Below are 18,602 nucleotides of genomic sequence, written 5' to 3' on the forward strand. Positions count from 1 at the left end.
GCTCGACCGCGCGGCGTCAATCGGGCATTTTTATGGATGTTCATTCGGGGCCTCGGAGGCTTGTATGGTTGGCGCCTCCAATTCTCCGGGGAGACACCCCGAGTGAACAACCTACAGAGAGATCACAGCTAGCGCCCGCTGCGGTCAACGCGTTCCGAGCAGCGATTTCCGTACCGTCTGCCAGCTGCGCCAGACAAGGAAGCCGCGCTTTCCCCACCGCCAAGCCCGCTTGGGGCTGGCGACGACCAGAACGACAACCGCCGCCGCCACGGCCGCCGGATGATGCTTCAGCCAATCGACGCCGGCCAGTGCCTTGTCGGCGCCGCCCAATGCAGCTTCAAGCGGGGCCACATGTTGCGTCAGGTCCGCGCGTTGTTCCGCAATGCGCGCCCGCAGCGCACCGTGGCGAATCGCCACTTCGAGCCGGCTGGCGCTCACTGCACGTCCTTGTGCCGGCGCAACTGGGCCATGTCGGCTTCCAGTTCGGCGAGGCTGCCGCGGAATATCTTGCTGGGCTGAGCCATCTGTCGTCGCAGCGAGGCGAAGACCATAAAGCCAACACCAAGAAACAGGACGGAGGCCAGGCCGAAGACCAGTACGCGCTGCTCCCAGAAGGCAACCGCAAGGCAACAAACCACCATGACGGTGCCAAGGGCGAAGAGCCACGCTGCACCGATCGCCTTGGCCCACAGCGACATCAGGCGGAACTTCTCCTCCTCAAGCTCGTTGACGAGAAGTTCCGCTCGCGTCTTGCCGATCGCGAGCAGCGTCGCGACCAGATTCTTCAGGGAAACGAAGAGACCTTGGCGGCCGGCTTCGCCACCCGTTCCAGCGGACATGCGCTTAACGACGGCCGATCAGCACACCGAGGGCGAGACCGACGGCGGCAGCGACGCCGACCGCCTTCCACGGCTCTTCATGCACGAAATCGTCGGTGGCACGCGCCGCTGCCTTGGACTTTTCGACCAGGGCCACCTCGAGATCGACCACGCGCTCCTTGGCGTCGCGCAGGCGAATCGCCAGGCGCTCGCGCAGATCGCCGACCTTTTCGCCGGCCGCACCGGCCGTGGCGCGCAGCAGTTCTTCGGTATCGGAAATCACGACCTTGAGGTCGGAAACCAGCTTTTCCTTGTTGGCGACGCTCATTTCTTCAGCCATTTTCAATCTCCCGGGTGACGGTTATTCAGATTGGGAAGATTATCCCGTTCGGACAGCGAAAGCAATTCACAACGTCCATTCATAGTCGATGATCAGCGGCGCATGATCGGAGAAGCGCTCGGCCTTGTAGATTTCCGCCCGGCGTGCGCCCGCAGCCAGTTCCGGAGTGGCGATCTGGTAGTCGATCCGCCAGCCGACGTTCTTGGCCCAGGCCTGGCCGCGATTGCTCCACCAGGTGTAGGACTCGCCCGTCGTTTCGGGATGCAGGCGGCGATAGACGTCGACCCAGCCCTGGTCGTCGAAGACGCCGCTGAGCCAGGCGCGCTCTTCGGGCAGGAAGCCCGAGTTCTTCTGGTTGGACTTCCAGTTCCTGAGGTCGATTTCCTTGTGCGCGATGTTCCAGTCACCGCACAGCACGATTTCGCGCCCCTCGTCGCGCAGGGCGGCGAGATGCGGGAGGAAGGCGTCGAGAAAGCGGAACTTGGCTTCCTGGCGCTCGGGCGACGACGAACCCGACGGCAGGTAGAGCGAAATCACCGACAGTTTGCCGAAATCGGCGCGGATGTAACGCCCTTCGGCGTCGAACTCGCCGTGGCCGAAGCCCTCGGTCACCCGGTCCGGCGGCATCCGGCTCCAGATCCCGACGCCGCTGTAGCCCTTCTTTTCCGCGGCGTGGTAATAGGCCCGCATGCCGTCGGGGGCGAGCATTTCCGGCGTCAGATCGGGCAATTGCGCCTTCAGTTCCTGCACGCAGACGATGTCGGGGGCCTGGGCGACGGTCCACGGAAGCACGTTTTTGCTCCAGGCGCTGCGAATACCATTGAGATTCAGGGAGATGATGCGTAACATTCGGTCGGTTGGGGCTGGCGTGCTGTGGCCTGCAGGAATGGAAAGGTATGGACTTTCGTCAGGAATTCATCGAATTCGCCCTCGGCTGCAAGGTTTTGCGCTTCGGGGAATTCAAGACCAAGGCGGGGAGGCTCTCCCCGTATTTTTTTAACGCCGGGCTGTTCAACGACGGGCAGTCGCTGGCGCGCCTCGCCGAATTCTACGCCAAAGCGGCCGAAGCCGGCGGCGTGCACTTCGACATGCTGTTCGGGCCGGCCTACAAGGGCATTCCGCTGGTCGCCGCGATTTCCATGGCCCTGGCGCAGCGCGGGCGGAACTACCCGTTCGCCTTCAACCGGAAGGAAGCCAAGGACCACGGCGAGGGCGGCAGCATCGTCGGCGCCCCGCTCGCCGGGCGCGTGCTGATCGTCGACGACGTCATCTCGGCCGGCACCTCGGTGCGCGAATCGGTCGAGCTAATCCGCGCCGCCGGCGCCACGCCGGCCGCCGTGCTGATCGCCCTCGACCGCCAGGAACGCGGCCTCGGCGACCTATCGGCGGTGCAGGAAGTGCAGCGCGACTACGGCATCCCGGTCGTCGCCGTCGCCGGTCTGGGCGACCTGATGGCCTACCTCGAACATCATCCGGAATTTTCAACGCATCGGACAGCCGTCGCACGTTATCGGGAGCAATATGGTGTCAGTTCTTAAACATTCGGCCGGCCTGATCCTGCTGCTGGCCGCCTTTTCGACACAGGCCGCGGCGCCGGCCGGACCCGGGCGCTTCTACTGCTGCGAGGGCGGGCGCGTCTGCGGCGACTCCCTGCCGGAACAATGCCGCGGCAAGGCCTACCGCATTCTCGACAATGGCGGCAACGTGCTCAAGGAAGTCGGACCGCCACTGACCGCCGAGCAGAAGGCGCTGGCCACCGCCGAGGCGCTGCGCAAGAAGGAACTCGAGGAACATGCCCGGGAGCAGCGGCGCAAGGACCAGGCCCTGCTCGACACCTACGCCACGCCGCAGGACATCGATCTCGCCCAGGGCAAGGCCGAGGCCGACATCAATCTGGCCATCAAGGGGGCGGAGGAACGCATCGCGGCGGCCCGCAAGCAGCGGAAGAAGTTCGAGGACGAGGCCGAGTTCTACAAGAAGAAGGCCCTGCCGCCGGACGTCGCCAAGGGGCTGCGCGACGCCGACCACGAGATCAAGACCCAGCAGGAACTGCTCGACGTCAAGCAGGGCGACGCCGCGACGATCAAGGCCAAATACGACGCCGACCGCAAGCGCTACGCCGAACTGACCGGCCGCACCACGGCGGCCACGGCCAAGCCCGGCGCGACGCCGGCCACGCAGCCGCGCTGATCAGCCGGCCAGCTTTTTCCGCAGCAGGTCGTTGACCTGTTGCGGGTTGGCCTTGCCCTTGGCCACCTTCATCACCTGGCCGACCAGCGCGTTGAAGGCCTTTTCCTTGCCTGCCCGGAATTCGGCGACGTTGGCGGCGTTGGCCGCCAGCACTTCGTCGACCAGGGCCTCGATGGCACCGCTGTCGGTGATCTGCTTGAGGCCCTGCTTTTCGATGATCTCGTCGGCACTCGCGCCTTCGCCGTTCCACAGCGCCTCGAAGACCTTCTTGGCGATGTTGTTGGAAATGGTGTTGTCGGCGATGCGCTGGATCAGCCCGGCCAGCTGGGCGGCGGCCACCGGGGACTCGGCAAGCACCTTGCCTTCCTTGTTGAGACGGGCGGCCAGATCGACCATCACCCAGTTGGCGCAGGGCTTGGCGTTGGCCTTGCCGGCGACGGCTACGGTCGACTCGAAATAATTGGCCATTTCCTGGCTGGCGGTCAGTATCGCCGCATCGTAGGCGGAAAGCCCGAGATCGTCGATGAAGCGCTGGCGCATCTGGCCCGGCAGTTCCGGCAGCTCGCCGCGGACGCGCGCGATCCAGTCGTCGGAAATCACCAGCGGCAACAGGTCGGGGTCCGGGAAATAGCGATAGTCATGTGCGTCTTCCTTGCTCCGCATCATGCGCGTCTCGCCACTGTCCGGGTCGAACAGCACGGTGGCCTGCTGGATGGCGCGGCCTTCCTCGATCTCGTTGATCTGCCACTGGACTTCGAAGTCGATGGCTTCCTTGAGGAAACGGAAGGAGTTGAGGTTCTTGATCTCGCGGCGGGTGCCGAAAGGCGCGCCGGGGCGGCGCACCGAGACGTTGGCGTCGCAGCGGAAGGAACCTTCCTGCATGTTGCCGTCGCAGATGCCGATCCACTGCACCAGCGCATGCAGCGCCCTGGCGTAGGCGACGGCCTCGTCCGACGAACGCATGTCGGGTTCGGAAACGATTTCGAGCAGCGGCGTGCCGGCACGGTTGAGGTCGATGCCGGACTTGCCGTGGAAGTCCTCGTGCAGCGACTTGCCGGCGTCCTCTTCGAGGTGGGCGCGGGTCAGGCGGATGGTTTTTTCGTAGGCCTTGTCGCCGCTGCCGACTTGCACGGTAATGGCGCCGCCCTGCACGACCGGCAGTTCGAACTGGCTGATCTGGTAACCCTTGGGCAGGTCCGGGTAGAAGTAATTCTTGCGCGCGAACACCGATTTCTGCGCCACCTCGGCGCCGATCGACAGGCCGAAGCGGATGGCGCAGTCCACCGCCTTGCGGTTGAGCACCGGCAGCACGCCGGGCAAGGCGAGGTCGACCGCGCAGGCCTGCGTATTCGGCGCACCGCCGAAGGCCGTCGCGGCACCCGAGAAAATCTTCGAGACGGTCGCCAGCTGCGCGTGCGTCTCGATACCGATCACCACTTCCCACTGATTCATCGTTTCATTCCGTTTCTTAACAACGCCCCGACTTGCTCTCGACGAGCAACGGCCACAGGTAGCTGAAGGCGTCGCCTTCGCACGACCTGGGACAGTCGTTGAAGGCGATCGTCACGGTGCTCCCCTGTTCCCACATGCGGACCGTGCAGCCGCTTTCCTGACGGTGCCTCAGCAGCGCCTGCGGCATCTTCTCGATCTGCTCGAATTCCCGCAGGCTGAAGCGACACGTGCCGTGTTCCTTCATCGTCACCTGGGCGTCGAAGGTCTGCACGCTGGCCTCCTTGACCAGCAGGTCGAGACGCCGCACGGTGCCGACCGCATCGCGGGTCGAGCATTTCGCACGCACGTTGAGCGGACGGGTCGGCTGCGGCTTGATGTTGCGGTTCTTCAGATACTTGAGCGGCTGCGATTCGATCTTTTGCTCGGCGGTTGCGGTCGACGCCTCGCTGCGTGCCGATTCCGGCCCGCCCATTTCGGCGCAGCCGGCGGCGAGCAGGGGCAGCAGCAGCCAGAACGCCCGCATCGGTTTCACGCGATCCCGTCCGGCCGCCGCTGGTGCCAGTCGGTCGCCTGCTGGTAGCGGTGGGCGACGTTGAGCAACTGCGCTTCGGCGAAATAGTTGCCGACCAGCTGCAGACCAACCGGCAGGCCGCCGGCGAAGCCACAGGGAATCGACATCCCCGGCAGGCCGGCCAGGTTGACGGCGATCGTGTAGATATCGGAGAGGTACATCTGCACCGGGTCGGCCGCCTTCTCGCCGAGTTTGAAAGCGGTCGTCGGCGAGGTCGGCCCCATGATCACGTCGCATGACTTGAAGGCTTCGACGAAGTCGTCGGCGATCAGGCGGCGGATGCGCTGCGCCTGCAAGTAATAGGCGTCGTAGTAGCCGTGCGACAGCACGTAGGTGCCGATCAGGATGCGCCGCTTGACCTCGGCGCCGAACCCCTGGGCCCGGGTCTTCATGTACATGTCGTCGAGGCTGCCGTACTCGGGGGCGCGGTAGCCGTAGCGCACGCCGTCGAAGCGCGACAGGTTGGAACTTGCCTCGGCCGGCGCGATGACGTAGTAAGCCGGGACCGACAGGTGCGAGTTGGGCAGCGAGACCTCGACGGTCGTCGCGCCGAGCTTTTCGTATTCGGCAATGGCCGCCTGCACGGCGGCCATCACCCCGGCGTCGCAGCCGGCGCCGAAGAACTCCCTGGGCAGGCCGATGCGCAGGCCGGCCAGCGGCTTGTCCAGGTCGCGGGCGTAGTCCTCGACCGGGCGGTCGAGCGAGGTCGAGTCGCGCTCGTCGAAACCAGCCATGGTATTGAGCAGCAGCGCGCAATCCTCGGCACTGGCGGCCATCGGGCCGCCCTGGTCGAGCGAGGAGGCAAAGGCGATCATGCCGTAGCGCGAGACGACGCCATAGGTCGGCTTGAGGCCGGTCAGGTTGCACAGCGCGGCCGGCTGGCGGATCGACCCACCGGTATCGGTGCCGGTCGCCGCCGGCGCCAGGCGCGCCGCCACCGCCGCGGCGGAACCGCCCGACGAGCCGCCGGGCACGCGGGCGGTATCCCACGGGTTCTTCACCGGGCCGAAGAACGAGGTCTCGTTCGACGAACCCATGGCGAACTCGTCCATGTTGGTCTTGCCCAGCGAAACTAGGCCGGCTTCGGCGTGCATCCTGCGGATCACCGTCGCGTCGTAGGGCGCGACGAAATTGGCCAGCATCTTCGAGCCGCAGGTGGTCGTCCAGCCCTCGGCGCAGAAGATGTCCTTCTGGGCGATCGGGATGCCGGTCAGCGGCCCCGCCGTGCCGGCGGCGATGCGGGCGTCGGCGGCGCGGGCGGAATTCAGGCTTTTTTCGGGGTCGATCGTGACGAACGCGTTCAGCGCCGGATTCAGGCGCGCGATGCGTTCGAGAAAGAGCTGCGTCAGCTCGACGCTGGAAATCCGCTTCGCCGCCAGCGCCTGCGACAACTCCTTGAGGCTGGCGTTGATCATTCGATCACCTTCGGCACGAGGTAGAGGCCGGCTTCGGTTTCCGGGGCGACGGCCTGGAATGCGGCGCGGCGATCGCCTTCGGTCACCGCGTCGGCGCGCAGGCGCTGGGCGACATCCTGGGCGTGCGCCATCGGTTCGATGCCGCGGGTATCGACCGCCTGCATCTGCTCGATCAGCTGGAAGATGCCGTTGAGGTGGCCCTGCGTGGTCGTGGCTTCGGTTTCGCTGATCTCGATGCGGGCGAGATGGGCGATGCGCTGAACCTGTTCTAGTGATAGCGACATGGCGAGCAAAGACTTTTTGCGGTGCACAAAGTCTTAAAATGGAAAGCGTTATAAGGTATCATAAAAGTTTTCCCTACTGCATCCCAAGCAGCGGAGTCATCGATGTTCGGTTTCCTCAGCAAATATTTTTCCAACGACCTCGCCATCGACCTCGGCACGGCCAATACGCTCATCTACGTGCGCGGCCGCGGCATCGTCCTCGATGAGCCTTCGGTCGTTGCGATCCGCCTCGAGGGCGGCCCCAACGCCAAAAAATCCATTCAGGCCGTCGGCAAGGAAGCCAAGGAAATGCTTGGCAAGGCCCCCGGCAGCATCACCGTGATCCGCCCGATGAAGGATGGCGTGATCGCCGACTTCACCGTCACCGAGCAGATGCTCAAGCAGTTCATCAAGAAGGTGCACGACTCCAAGCTGTTCAGCCCGAGCCCGCGCATCATCATCTGCGTTCCCTCCGGCTCGACCCAGGTCGAGCGCCGCGCCATCCGCGAATCCGCCCTCGGCGCCGGCGCCAGCCAGGTGTACCTGATCGAGGAACCGATGGCCGCCGCGATCGGCGCCGGCCTGCCGGTCGCCGACGCCACCGGCTCGATGGTCGTCGACATCGGCGGCGGCACCACCGAGGTCGGCGTCATCTCGCTCGGCGGCATGGTCTATGCCGGTTCCGTGCGCGTCGGCGGCGACAAGCTGGACGAGGCGATCATCAACTACATCAGCCGCAACTACGGCATGATGATCGGCGAGAACACCGCCGAGAACATCAAGAAGCACATCGGCTCCGCCTTCCCTGGCGCCGAGGTCAAGGAAATGGAAGTCTCCGGCATCAACAAGGCCGAGGGCATCCCGCGCAAGTTCACGATTTCCTCCAACGAAATCCTCGAGGCGCTGACCGACCCGCTCAACCAGGTCGTTTCCGCCGTCAAGTCGGCGCTGGAAAAGACCCCGCCCGAACTCGGCGCCGACATCGCCGAGCGCGGCATGGTGCTGACCGGCGGCGGCGCGCTGCTGCGTGACCTCGACCGCCTGCTGATGGAAGAAACCGGCCTGCCCGTCATCGTCGCCGACGAGCCGCTGACCTGCGTCGCCCGCGGCTGCGGCATGGCGCTGGAAAAGATGGACAAGCTGGGCAGCATCTTTGCCTCGGACTGAGCGTTGACCGCAGCAGGGCTGGATTAGGCCGTGGCCAGCATCGACCACGCTCCGCCACCGTTTTTCAAGCAAGGGCCGGCACCGCTGGCCCTGCTGACTTTTTACATCCTGATTTCGCTGGCGGTGTTCGTCGTCGACCTGCGCTTCCGCAGCCTCGACCTGCTGCGGCAAAGCGTGGCGCTGGTCGTCGACCCGGTGCAGCGCGTCGCGCAGACGCCGGGCAGTTTGGTCGACTACGCGCGCAACTACCTGCAGGGCATGCAGTTGCTGCAGCGCGAGAACGATGAACTGCGGCACGCCAAGCTCAACACGGCGCCCAACCTGCTGCGCCTGGAACAGCTGGAAGCCGAGAACGAGCGCCTGCGCAAGCTGCTGGTGGTCAAGGAGCGCGAGCAGGCCAGGGGCCAGGTCGCGCAGATTCTCTATACCGCACGCGACCCCTTCTCGCGCAAGGTGATCGTCGACAAGGGCCAGCAGTCCGGCATCGTCGCCGGCCAGCCGGCGATCGACGAGACCGGCGTCGTCGGCCAGGTCACCCGCGTCTTCCCGTTCTCGGCCGAAATCACGCTGATCACCGACAAGGACCAGGCGGTGCCGGTGCAGATCGTCCGCACTGGCCAGCGCTCGGTGGTCTTCGGCCTCGGCAACGGCCAGCTCGAACTGCGCTACATGCCGGCCAACGCCGACGTCCAGATCGGCGACGTGCTGGTCACCTCGGGTCTCGACAGCATATATCTGCAGGGCTACCCGGTCGCCAAGGTGGTCAGCATCGAACGCGAGGGCGCCTATTCGTTCGCCCGCATCCTCGGGGCGCCGATCGCCGGCGTCGAGAATTTCGGGGAAGTGATGATCCTCGACCCGCGCCAGGCGCTGCCGCCGCCCCCGCCGGCGGCGAAGGGACGCGGCACCGACGGCAGCGACAAGCCCGGCCAGCGCTCCAAGAAAAAACGCGCCACCAAGGAAAACTGATGCAACCGACCTTTTCCTCCTCGCGCATCCTGCTGCCGGTCCGCCCGTGGTTCATCTACCTGAGCCTGATCGTTGCCCTGCTGCTCAACTTCCTGCCGACCTCCAACTGGCCGGCGATGCCCGACTGGGTGGCGCTGGTCCTCTGCTTCTGGGGCGTGCGCGAGTTCCGCCGCGTCGGCATGGGCTGGGCCTTCATCCTCGGCCTGCTGATGGACGTCGCCGACGGCGCGGTGCTCGGCCAGCATTGCTTCGCCTACGTGCTGCTGGCCTACGCCGCGGCCGCCCAGTCGCGCCGCCTGCTCTGGTTCCCGGTCGCCCAGCAGGCGCTGCAGGTCCTGCCGCTGCTGCTGCTAACCCAGGTCATCCAGGTCCTGATGCGCCTCGCGGTCGGCGCCGATTTCCCGGGCTGGAGCTATTTCGCCGGCCCGCTGATCGCCAGCCTGCTGTGGATTCCGCTCACCTTCATCCTGCTTCTGCCGCAATACCAGCCTGTCGAGCAGAATCCGGACCGCCCGATCTGACGAGCGCCGCCGGCCATGAGCAGCTTCCACAACCCCGACGCCGATGTGAACCGCTTCCGGTTCCGCCTGGGCATCGCGTCGCTCGTGGTGCTGCTCGCCTTCGGCCTGCTGCTCGGCCGCTTCGTCTGGCTGCAGGTGCTCCAGCACGATTTCTACCGCACCCGCGCCGAAGACAACCGCATCGCCCTGATTCCCATCGTGCCCAACCGCGGCGTCATCACCGATCGCAACGGCGTCGTGCTGGCCCGCAACTATTCGGCCTTCACGCTGGAGATCACCCCCTCGCAGGCCGGCAATCTCGAGGAGACGATCGACGCGCTGGCTGAGGTCATCGACATCCAGCCCAAGGACCGCAAGCGCTTCAAGCGCCTGATGGACGAAGCCAAGAACTTCGAGTCGATCCCCATCCGCACGCGCCTGACCGATGCCGAGGTGGCGCAGTTCGCCGCCCAGCGTTACCGCTTCCCGGGCGTCGAGGTCAAGGCCCGGCTGTTCCGCCAATACCCGCTGGGCGCAGTCGGTTCGCATGCCATCGGCTACATCGGCCGCATTACCGACCGCGACCTGAAATGGATCGAGGAATCCGAACAGCAGGCCAATTACAAGGGCACCGACCACATCGGCAAGACCGGCCTGGAGCAGCACTACGAGTTCGAACTGCACGGCCAGACCGGCTACGAAGAGGTCGAAATCGACGCCGGCGGCCGTGCGCTGCGCAGCCTGAAGCGGATCCCGCCGGTTTCCGGCAACAATTTGCAGTTGACCCTGGACGCCCGGCTACAGGAAATCACCGAACAGGCCTTCGGCGACCGCAAGGGCGCGCTGGTCGCCATCGACCCGGCCACCGGCGGCATCCTGGCCCTGGTTTCCAATCCGACCTACGACCCCAACCTGTTCGTTGACGGCATCACGCCGGACAACTGGAAGGAACTGAACGAGCACCCGAGCAAGCCGATGGTCAACCGGGCGATCAACGGCGCCTATCCGCCCGGCTCGACGTTCAAGCCCTTCATGGCGCTGGCCGCGCTGGAGATCGGCAAGCGCACGCCGAACCAGGCGATTTCCGACCCCGGCTACTTCAATTTCGGCAACCACCAGTTCCGCGACGACAAGAAGGGCGGGCACGGCAGCGTGGACATGTACAAGTCGATCGTCCATTCCTGCGACACCTACTACTACATGCTGGCCAACGACATGGGGATCGACAACATCGCCAGGTTCATGGGCCAGCTGGGTCTCGGCCAGCGCACCGGCGTCGATCTCGGCAAGGACGATTCGGGCGAGTCGAAGGGCGTGCTGCCGTCGCCGGAATGGAAGAAACAGCGCTTCAAGAAACCGGAACAGCAGAAATGGTACTCCGGCGAAACCATCTCGATCGGCATCGGCCAGGGTTACAACGCCTACACGCCGATCCAGCTGGCCTCGGCGACGGCGACGCTGGCCAACAACGGCGTGATGTTCCGACCGCACCTGGTCAACCAGATCGTCGACGCCCGGACTGGCGAGAAGCGTCCGGTGGAGCCGCAGCCGATCCGCGACCTCAAGCTCAAGCCGCAGAACGTCGACGTCATCCGCCGCGCCATGGTCGGCGTCAACAAGGAAGGCACGGGCACCCGCGCCTTCGCCGGCGCCCCCTACGAGGCCGCCGGCAAGACGGGAACGGCGCAGGTCTTCTCGCTGAAGGGTGCCGATTACAAGGCGCACGCCATCAAGAAGGAGTTGCGCGACCACGCCCTCTTCATCGCCTATGCGCCGGCCGACAAGCCGCGCATCGCGCTCGCCGTGCTCGTCGAGAACGGCGGTTTCGGCGCCCAGTCGGCGGCGCCGATCGCCCGCATGGTGCTCGACTACTACCTGCTCGGCAAGCTGCCGGGCGGCGCCGCCAAGGAAGACGAGGCCGCCGTGGAGGATGACAACGAAGAATGATCGACGTCGTCGGCACCCTCAAACGTGGCGCGCGCGAACTGATCGCCCACATCGACTTCCCGCTGCTGCTGATCACCCTGGCGATCATGGCGGTCGGCCTCGCCACCGTTCATTCGGCCACCTTCGGCGGCAACGAGCGCATGCTGTCGCAGGCTGGCAACATGGGCGTCGCGCTGGTCATCATGTGGTTCGTTTCGCGCCTGCCGCCGCAGAAGCTGATGAGCTTCGCCATTCCGCTCTACGTCGTCGGGCTCCTGCTGCTGGTCGCCGTCTTCCTGTTCGGAATCAAGGTCAATGGCGCCAAACGCTGGCTATCGCTCGGCTTCACCCGCATCCAGCCGTCGGAGATCATGAAGATCGCCATGCCGCTGATGCTCGCCTGGTATTTTCACAAATACGAGGCGACGCTGCGCGCCCGCCACTTCATCGTCGCCGCGCTGCTGCTGCTCGTGCCGTTCGCGCTGATCGCCAAGCAGCCCGACCTCGGCACCGCCCTGCTGGTCGGCGGCGCCGGGTTCTTCGTGATCTTCTTCGCCGGCCTGCCGTGGAAGGTGATGCTCGGGCTAGGCGCCGCCGGCGCCGCCGCCGCCCCCTTGCTCTGGAACATGCTGCACGACTACCAGCGCAAGCGCATCATGACCCTGATCGATCCAACCACCGACCCGCTCGGCGCCGGCTACCACATCATCCAGGCGACCATCGCCATCGGTTCCGGCGGCCCGTTTGGCAAGGGCTACCTGAACGGCACCCAGACCCACCTCGAATTCATCCCGGAAAAGCACACCGACTTCATCTTCGCCGTCTATTCCGAGGAATGGGGCCTGCTCGGCAACGGCCTCCTCGTCTTCCTCTACACCCTGCTGATCGGGCGCGGCCTGATGATCGCCGCCGCCGCCCCGACCAAGTTCTCGCGCCTGCTGGCCGGCGCCATCACGCTCGGCTTCTTCACCTACGCCTTCATCAACATGGGCATGGTCAGCGGTATCCTGCCCGTCGTCGGCGTGCCGCTACCCTTCATGAGCTATGGCGGCACGGCGCTGGTCACCCTGTTCCTCGGCATCGGCATCCTGATGTCGATCCAGACCCACCGCATGCTGGTGAAGAAGTGAGCGCCCGCCTCACCGCCTGCGCCCTGGTGGCCCTGCTGCTGGCAGCCTGCGGCAGCGCGCCGCGGCAGGATGCGGTCGACGGCCAGAAAGGCGGCATTTCCAAGACGCCGACCAAGAAACCGAATGTCGTCCTCAAGCGCGGCGGCGGCTTCTACAAGGACGACGGCCCGGGCGACGACATTCCCGACGGCCTTGACGACATTCCAGACGCCGAGCCGAAATGGGAGCCGCTGCACAAACCGGCGACCAAACCCTACGTCGTCCTCGGCAAGGAATACGTGCCGAACACCACGGTCAGGCCCTATCGGGTGCGCGGCATCGCCAGCTGGTACGGCAAGAAGTTCCACGGCCAGAAAACCTCGATCGGCGAACCGTACGACATGTTCGCCATGACCGCCGCCCACCCGACGCTGGCCCTTCCCTCCTACGTGCGCGTCACCAACGTGCAGACCGGCAAGGCGGTGGTCGTCCGCATCACCGACCGCGGCCCCTTCCACGCCGACCGCGTCATCGACCTTTCCTACACCGCCGCCTACAAGCTCGGCCTGATCAACGGCGGCAGCGGGCAGGTCGAGGTCGAGGCGATCATTCCCGGCGAGCCGTCAGCCACCGCTTACGCCCAGGTCGCACCGCCGGCGCCCCGCCCGGCGCCCGCCGAACGCGACGAAATCGAACTGCTCGCCCGCCGCATGGCGCTCGAGGAACGGCCGGTGCAGACGGCGGCGATGGCCGGCATGGGCGGCGACGCCGGTGCGGCGAAAGGCGTCTATCTGCAGCTTGGCGCCTTCAGCAGCGCCGACAATGCCGAAAGCCTGAAGAATCACCTGACGCGCGAACTCGACTGGCTGGCCGAGCCGATGCGCGTGCAGCCGGGCGACGGCATCCATCGCCTGCACCTCGGCCCCTACGCCAGCCGCGGCGACGCCGACAAGGTGGCGGAGAAGATCCGCGCCGCGCTGGGCTACAAACCGACCGTCGTTATCCGCTGAAGCGGCCAATCTGGCCGACCTTTGACCAGCATCAATGGCGGCTACGGGCGGCTGGCTATACTGCCCCGCTTGCCATACTGGAAGTCCGCGATGAGCTCCCTGCCCGATCTCGTCTGCCCGGCCGGCAGCCTGCCGGCCCTCAAGGCCGCCGTCGATAACGGCGCCGATGCCGTCTATCTCGGCTACAAGAACGACACCAACGCCCGCAATTTCGCCGGTCTCAACTTCGACGCCAAGACCATGAGCGACGGCATCCGCTACGCCCACAGCAAGGGCCGCGAGGTGCTGATGGCGATCAATACCTTCGCCCAGGCCGGCCGCGTTGCCGACTGGCAGAAGGCCGTTGATGGCGCCGTCGACCAGGGCGTCGACGCGATCATCCTCGCCGATGTCGGCCTGCTCGACTACGCCCGCCGCCGCCATCCGCAGCAGCGTCTGCATCTCTCGGTGCAAGGCTCGGCGACCAGCTATGAGGCCATCAACTTCTGCCAGCGCGAATTCGGCATCCAGCGCGCCGTGCTGCCGCGCGTTCTGACCCTGGCCCAGGTCGAACACGTCATCAAGAACACCACGGTCGAAATCGAGGTCTTCGGCTTCGGTAGCCTGTGCGTGATGAACGAAGGCCGCTGCTGGCTATCGTCCTACGCCTGCGGCGAATCGCCGAACACCGTCGGCGCCTGCTCGCCGGCCAAGTACGTCAAGTGGGACAAGCAGCCGGGGCACATGGACACGCGCTTGAACGGCATCCTCATCGACCGCTTCGGCGACGACGAGCCCGCCGGTTACCCGACGCTGTGCAAGGGCCGTTTCGAGGTCCAGGGCGAGACCTATTACGCGCTCGAGGAGCCGACCAGCCTCAACGTGTTGTCCATCCTGCCCGAGATCATCAAGATCGGCGTCCGCGCGATCAAGGTCGAGGGCCGCCAGCGCAGCCCGGCCTACGTCACCCAGGTCACCCGCACCCTGCGCGCCGCGCTCGACGCACTGGCGGCGAGCGGCGAGCGTTACCACGTCAAGCCGGCCTGGCAGGCCGAGCTGGCCAAGGTCTCCGAAGGCAGCCAGGCCACGCTGGGCGCCTACAACCGGCCGTGGCGCTGAAGGAAGAAGCCGCATGAAACTCGCGCTCGGACCCCTGCTCTATTTCTGGCCCAAGGCCGAAGTCCTCGAGTTCTACGTCGAAATGGCGCAGAACCCGGCCATCGACATCATCTACGTCGGCGAAGTCGTATGCTCGCGCCGCCAGCAACTGCGTACCGCCGACTGGATCGGCCTGGCCCGCGACCTGACCGATGCCGGCAAGGAAGTCGTCGTCTCGGCACAGGCCTTGCTCGAATCGGAAAGCGACCTCAAGGCCTTGCGCCGCCTGATTGATGACGCAGGATGCAAGGTCGAAGCCAATGACCTGGGTGCGGTCAACCTCGCCCAGGGCAAGGAATTCGTCGCCGGCCCGCATCTCAACATCTACAACGAGGCGACGCTCGCCACCTACGCCCGCTACGGCATGAAGCGCTGGGTGCCGCCGCTGGAAGCGACGCGGACGCTGGTCGAGACCCTGCATGCCAGCCGCCCGGCCGGCGTCGAAACCGAGGTCTTCGTCTATGGCAAGCTGCCTCTGGCCTTCTCGGCGCGCTGCTTCACCGCCCGCCATTACGACCTCAACAAGGACGACTGCCAGTTCAAGTGCCTCGACCATCCCGAGGGCCTGACGCTGAAAACCCGCGAAGGCCAGGATTTCCTCTGCATCAACGGCATCCAGACCATGTCGGCGCAAAGCTACAACCTGCTGCATGAAGTTCCGACCTTGCGCCAGCTGGGCATCGACATCATCCGTGTCAGCCCGCAGAAGGCGCACATCAGCGAAATCATCGCCGCCTTTGACGCCGCCCGCCGTGGCGAGACGGTCGATGTTGACGGCCGCGACTGGAATGCCAGCGGCCAGGTAGACGGCTACTGGTTTGGCGACGCCGGCATCCATCAACATCACACGCAAGCCCTTGCCCATCTGGGAGCCACCGCATGAGCGACTTCACCATCCCCAAATTCCGCCTGCCCGGCTTCGTCGCCGCCCTCGGCCATAAGTTGCCGCAATGGCCGCACGGCCTCGCCCTCGTCGCCGGGCTCAATGCCGCGCTCAAGATGAAATTGCTGCCTGAAAGCGAGTTGACCGCGCTGGAAGACAAACTCTTCCGCGTCCAGGTGCTCGACACCGGCGGCACCGCCCACTTCACGTATCGCGACGGTCTCTTCCGCCCGGTGTTTCGTGCCGAACGCGAACCCGATCTCGCCTTCGCCGCCAATCTCTCGGCCTACCTGCAGCTCCTCGCCCGCCAGGAAGACCCGGACACCCTTTTCTTTAACCGCGAACTGGAAATCACCGGCGACACCGAGTTGGGTCTCCTCGTCAAGAACATGCTCGACGCCGTCGAGTGGCCCAAACTGCCCCGCCTACCGTTGCCGTCGCGCTGATCTCGCGCGACCGGTTCAGGCCGGGAAAATTCTCCTGCTGTTGCTGTCGACCGTAAAATCCAGGCGATTTTCAGTTGCCCACCGAGATCACGGCCTCGTCTTCCTCGCCCGTCGCGGCATGTCCGGCAGTCCCGGTGTGGACCAGGCCGGTTGGACAACTCGGGTTGGCGACGGCAACGATGCTGACCACTTCCTCCTGATCGACCGGCATCGTCAGGCTTTCGCGGCCATGCAGCACGGCGCCGCCGAAATAGACCGCGAGGCCGTCGGCCAGGCTACCGTCGGCACACAGCAGCGATTCACCCAAGGCCGGATACTCGTGGCCGACCGCCTCCAGGATCTCGCCGACGGTCTCACCGCTGGCCATGATTTCGTCGCGGCCTTCGGCAAGCGGACGCAGGATGGGGGGAATGTGGACCGAGACGACAGGATATTCGCTCATCAACATGGCGCACCTCCTTTTCATTACTTACATTTGACAGGCGGCGCAGCGAAAGTTCACGAAAAACGGGAGGCCGCAGCCTCCCGTCATTTGCCCGCAAGCGGTCGAATTACTTCTTCTTCTGGGCGTCCAGGCGGAACTTGACGTAGCTGCCCGGTGCATCCTCGATGACCTTGAGCGAGCCATCCTCCGGATTGCGTGCCTTGACCTTGGCGCTGCCGCCCGGCAGGCTGTTCACCCACTGGCTCCAGTGCGTCCACCACGAACCGGCGTTCTGTGTCGCGCCGGCCAGGAAATCTTCGGGATCTTCCGGCAGGTTGCCGTCGGTGGCGTCGTTGGTCCAGAAGCCGTACTTGTTGGCGACCGGCGGGTTGACGATGCCGGCGATGTGGCCGGAACCGCCGAGGACGAACTTGGTCGGACCGGACGGCAGGCGGGCACCCATGTAGGTGCTCTTCCACGGCGCGATGTGGTCTTCGACCGTCGAGATGAAGTAGCACGGGGTCTTGACCTTGCTGATGTCGATCTTGACGCCGCCGAGGGTGATGCCGCCCGGATCCTTCAGCTTGTTGCCAAGGTACATGTTGCGCAGGTAGAAGCTGTGCATCGCCGCCGGCATGCGGGTCGAATCGGAGTTCCAGTAGAGCAGGTCGAAGGGGAAGGGATCCTTGCCCATCAGGTAGTTGTTGACCACGAAGGACCAGATCAGGTCGTTGGCGCGCAGCATGTTGAAGGTGCCGGCCATTTCCGAACCTTCGAGGAAGCCGCGTTCGTTCATCCGCTTTTCGAGGCCGGAGACAGCGCCTTCGTCGAGGAAGATGCCCAGCTCGCCCGGGTCGGAGAAGTCGAGCATGGTGGTGAAAAAGGTGGCGGAATTGGCACGCTTGTCCTTCTTCGCCGCCATGTAGGCCAGCGTCGTCATGGTCAGCGTGCCGCCCAGACAGTAACCGGCCAGGTTGACGCTGTCTTCGCCGGTATGGGCGCAGACCTGGTTGATGGCCTCCATCGAGCCTTCGAGCAGGTAGTTCTCGAAGGACTTCTGGGCCAGCTTCTCGTCCGGGTTGATCCACGACATGATGAAGGTCGTGTAGCCCTGGTCGGTCGCCCACTTGACGTAGGAGTTCTTCTCGCGCAGGTCGAGGATGTAGTACTTGTTGATCCACGGCGGCACGATCAGCAGCGGCTTCTTGTACTGGTCGGGGGTGGTCGGGTTGTACTGGATGAGCTGGAACAGCTCGTTCTGGAAGATGACCTTGCCCGGCGTCGTGGCAACGTTCTTGCCCATTTCGAAGGCCGAGGTGTCGGTCATGCGGATGCGCAGCTGGCCGTCGCCGGATTCGACGTCGTGCAGCAGATTGTTGAGGCCCTTGATCAGGTTCTGGCCGTGGCTCTTGACCGTCTCGCGGAAGACTTCCGGGTTGGTCAGCGCGAAGTTGGACGGCGACAGGGCGTCGATGTACTGGCGGGTGAAGAAGTTGACTTTCTGCTGCGTCGGTTCGTCGAGGCCCTCGGTGCCGGCGACGGTGTCATGCAGATGGCGGGCGGTGATCAGGTAGGACTGCTTGACGAAGTCGAACAGGAAATGCTGCTCCCATTCCTCGTCCTTGAAGCGGTTGTCACCCTTCTTGGGCGCGGCGACCGGCGCCTGCACCGGCATCCCCATCATCTTCATCGAGGTGTTCTGCCACAGCGAGAAGTAGTCCCACATCATGTTCATCTGCGTCTGCGCCATCTTGTACGGGTTGGCGAGCAGGCGGGACGAGAGGTCCATGAAGGCCTTGGCGACGCCCAGCTCGTCGCTCGGCGCCTCGACGCCTTCCTTGGCTTTCTTCTCGACGAACTGGGAAATCAGGCGGGAAGCACGCTGGGCGACTTCGGCGTAGGTCTTGGCCATCTCGGCCGGGTTGGGCAGGTTGCCTGCCTTGTCATCGGTTTGCTGCGACATGCTAAAACTCCCTCTCTGT

21 protein-coding genes are annotated in these 18,602 nt (G+C 65.0%); 11 read left to right on the forward strand and 10 right to left on the reverse strand.

Going from position 1 to position 18,602, the window contains the following annotated elements:
- Nucleotides 1–144 precede the first annotated feature (144 nt).
- The 4 genes from GH660_RS17915 to GH660_RS11920 all read right to left on the reverse strand — a co-directional run bounded on the left by GH660_RS17915 (nucleotide 145) and on the right by GH660_RS11920 (nucleotide 2,007).
- Nucleotides 145–438, reverse strand: a complete 294-nt coding sequence (locus GH660_RS17915) for a YqjK-like family protein (RefSeq protein WP_194266309.1) — start codon at nucleotides 436–438, stop codon at nucleotides 145–147.
- Complete coding sequence (locus GH660_RS11910) at nucleotides 435–839, reverse strand: phage holin family protein (RefSeq protein ID WP_153146895.1); 405 nt, start codon at nucleotides 837–839, stop codon at nucleotides 435–437. The genes GH660_RS17915 and GH660_RS11910 overlap by 4 nt, the downstream gene beginning before the upstream one ends.
- Before the next feature lie 4 nt (nucleotides 840–843).
- Nucleotides 844–1,158: a YqjD family protein gene (locus tag GH660_RS11915; RefSeq protein WP_153146896.1), complete on the reverse strand. Its 315-nt coding sequence runs from the start codon at nucleotides 1,156–1,158 to the stop codon at nucleotides 844–846.
- Between the two features lie 66 nt (nucleotides 1,159–1,224).
- On the reverse strand, nucleotides 1,225–2,007 hold the full coding sequence (locus GH660_RS11920; RefSeq protein WP_153146897.1) for an exodeoxyribonuclease III: 783 nt from the start codon (nucleotides 2,005–2,007) through the stop codon (nucleotides 1,225–1,227).
- 47 nt (nucleotides 2,008–2,054) lie between these two features.
- On the opposite strand from GH660_RS11920, the gene pyrE reads away from it, so the two are divergent.
- Both pyrE and GH660_RS11930 read left to right on the forward strand, forming a co-directional pair.
- Complete coding sequence (gene pyrE, locus GH660_RS11925) at nucleotides 2,055–2,696, forward strand: orotate phosphoribosyltransferase (protein ID WP_153146898.1); 642 nt, start codon at nucleotides 2,055–2,057, stop codon at nucleotides 2,694–2,696.
- Nucleotides 2,683–3,348: a hypothetical protein gene (locus GH660_RS11930; protein WP_153146899.1), complete on the forward strand. Its 666-nt coding sequence runs from the start codon at nucleotides 2,683–2,685 to the stop codon at nucleotides 3,346–3,348. Before pyrE ends, GH660_RS11930 begins: the two co-directional genes overlap by 14 nt.
- Here the strand turns inward: GH660_RS11930 and gatB are convergent, their stop codons facing one another.
- The 4 genes from gatB to gatC are packed head-to-tail and all read right to left on the reverse strand — an operon-like array spanning nucleotide 3,349 to nucleotide 7,070.
- Nucleotides 3,349–4,800 (reverse strand): Asp-tRNA(Asn)/Glu-tRNA(Gln) amidotransferase subunit GatB, encoded by a 1,452-nt coding sequence (gene gatB, locus GH660_RS11935; protein ID WP_153146900.1) that lies wholly within the window; start codon nucleotides 4,798–4,800, stop codon nucleotides 3,349–3,351. It lies immediately after the preceding gene.
- Between the two features lie 16 nt (nucleotides 4,801–4,816).
- The gene (locus tag GH660_RS11940) at nucleotides 4,817–5,332 is read right to left on the reverse strand and encodes a hypothetical protein (protein ID WP_153146901.1); all 516 of its coding nucleotides are present in this window, start codon (nucleotides 5,330–5,332) and stop codon (nucleotides 4,817–4,819) included.
- Nucleotides 5,329–6,786 (reverse strand): Asp-tRNA(Asn)/Glu-tRNA(Gln) amidotransferase subunit GatA, encoded by a 1,458-nt coding sequence (gatA, locus tag GH660_RS11945; protein ID WP_153146902.1) that lies wholly within the window; start codon nucleotides 6,784–6,786, stop codon nucleotides 5,329–5,331. The genes GH660_RS11940 and gatA overlap by 4 nt, the downstream gene beginning before the upstream one ends.
- A complete protein-coding gene (gene gatC / locus GH660_RS11950; RefSeq protein ID WP_153146903.1) occupies nucleotides 6,783–7,070 on the reverse strand; it encodes an Asp-tRNA(Asn)/Glu-tRNA(Gln) amidotransferase subunit GatC in 288 nt (95 codons plus the stop codon). The genes gatA and gatC overlap by 4 nt, the downstream gene beginning before the upstream one ends.
- 102 nt (nucleotides 7,071–7,172) lie before the next feature.
- Here gatC and GH660_RS11955 point away from each other — a divergent pair, with 102 nt between their 5' ends.
- The 9 genes from GH660_RS11955 to GH660_RS11995 all read left to right on the forward strand — a co-directional run bounded on the left by GH660_RS11955 (nucleotide 7,173) and on the right by GH660_RS11995 (nucleotide 16,196).
- Nucleotides 7,173–8,216 carry a rod shape-determining protein gene (locus GH660_RS11955; protein ID WP_153146904.1) on the forward strand — a complete coding sequence of 348 codons (1,044 nt, stop codon included), beginning with the start codon at nucleotides 7,173–7,175 and terminating at the stop codon, nucleotides 8,214–8,216.
- Between the two features lie 30 nt (nucleotides 8,217–8,246).
- On the forward strand, nucleotides 8,247–9,185 hold the full coding sequence (mreC, locus tag GH660_RS11960; RefSeq protein WP_153146905.1) for a rod shape-determining protein MreC: 939 nt from the start codon (nucleotides 8,247–8,249) through the stop codon (nucleotides 9,183–9,185).
- The gene (gene mreD / locus GH660_RS11965; RefSeq protein ID WP_153146906.1) at nucleotides 9,185–9,706 is read left to right on the forward strand and encodes a rod shape-determining protein MreD; all 522 of its coding nucleotides are present in this window, start codon (nucleotides 9,185–9,187) and stop codon (nucleotides 9,704–9,706) included. Before mreC ends, mreD begins: the two co-directional genes overlap by 1 nt.
- 15 nt (nucleotides 9,707–9,721) lie before the next feature.
- Nucleotides 9,722–11,632: a penicillin-binding protein 2 gene (gene mrdA / locus GH660_RS11970; protein WP_153146907.1), complete on the forward strand. Its 1,911-nt coding sequence runs from the start codon at nucleotides 9,722–9,724 to the stop codon at nucleotides 11,630–11,632.
- On the forward strand, nucleotides 11,629–12,741 hold the full coding sequence (gene rodA / locus GH660_RS11975; RefSeq protein ID WP_153146908.1) for a rod shape-determining protein RodA: 1,113 nt from the start codon (nucleotides 11,629–11,631) through the stop codon (nucleotides 12,739–12,741). The genes mrdA and rodA overlap by 4 nt, the downstream gene beginning before the upstream one ends.
- A complete protein-coding gene (locus GH660_RS11980) occupies nucleotides 12,738–13,730 on the forward strand; it encodes a septal ring lytic transglycosylase RlpA family protein (protein ID WP_153146909.1) in 993 nt (330 codons plus the stop codon). Before rodA ends, GH660_RS11980 begins: the two co-directional genes overlap by 4 nt.
- Nucleotides 13,731–13,820: 90 nt before the next feature.
- Entirely contained in the window at nucleotides 13,821–14,828 is a 1,008-nt protein-coding gene (locus tag GH660_RS11985; protein WP_153146910.1) for a peptidase U32 family protein, read from the forward strand.
- A 13-nt stretch (nucleotides 14,829–14,841) separates the two neighbouring features.
- The gene (locus GH660_RS11990) at nucleotides 14,842–15,750 is read left to right on the forward strand and encodes a U32 family peptidase (RefSeq protein WP_153146911.1); all 909 of its coding nucleotides are present in this window, start codon (nucleotides 14,842–14,844) and stop codon (nucleotides 15,748–15,750) included.
- A complete protein-coding gene (locus GH660_RS11995) occupies nucleotides 15,747–16,196 on the forward strand; it encodes an SCP2 domain-containing protein (protein ID WP_153146912.1) in 450 nt (149 codons plus the stop codon). Before GH660_RS11990 ends, GH660_RS11995 begins: the two co-directional genes overlap by 4 nt.
- Nucleotides 16,197–16,266: 70 nt before the next feature.
- On the opposite strand, the gene GH660_RS12000 is transcribed toward GH660_RS11995, so the two are convergent.
- Both GH660_RS12000 and GH660_RS12005 read right to left on the reverse strand, forming a co-directional pair.
- Nucleotides 16,267–16,638, reverse strand: a complete 372-nt coding sequence (locus GH660_RS12000) for a hypothetical protein (protein ID WP_153146913.1) — start codon at nucleotides 16,636–16,638, stop codon at nucleotides 16,267–16,269.
- Between the two features lie 109 nt (nucleotides 16,639–16,747).
- Nucleotides 16,748–18,583: an alpha/beta hydrolase gene (locus GH660_RS12005; protein WP_153146914.1), complete on the reverse strand. Its 1,836-nt coding sequence runs from the start codon at nucleotides 18,581–18,583 to the stop codon at nucleotides 16,748–16,750.
- Nucleotides 18,584–18,602 lie beyond the last annotated feature (19 nt).

The organism is Dechloromonas sp. H13 (assembly GCF_009469615.1).
In the GTDB taxonomy this organism is placed as follows: Bacteria; Pseudomonadota; Gammaproteobacteria; order Burkholderiales; family Rhodocyclaceae; genus Azonexus.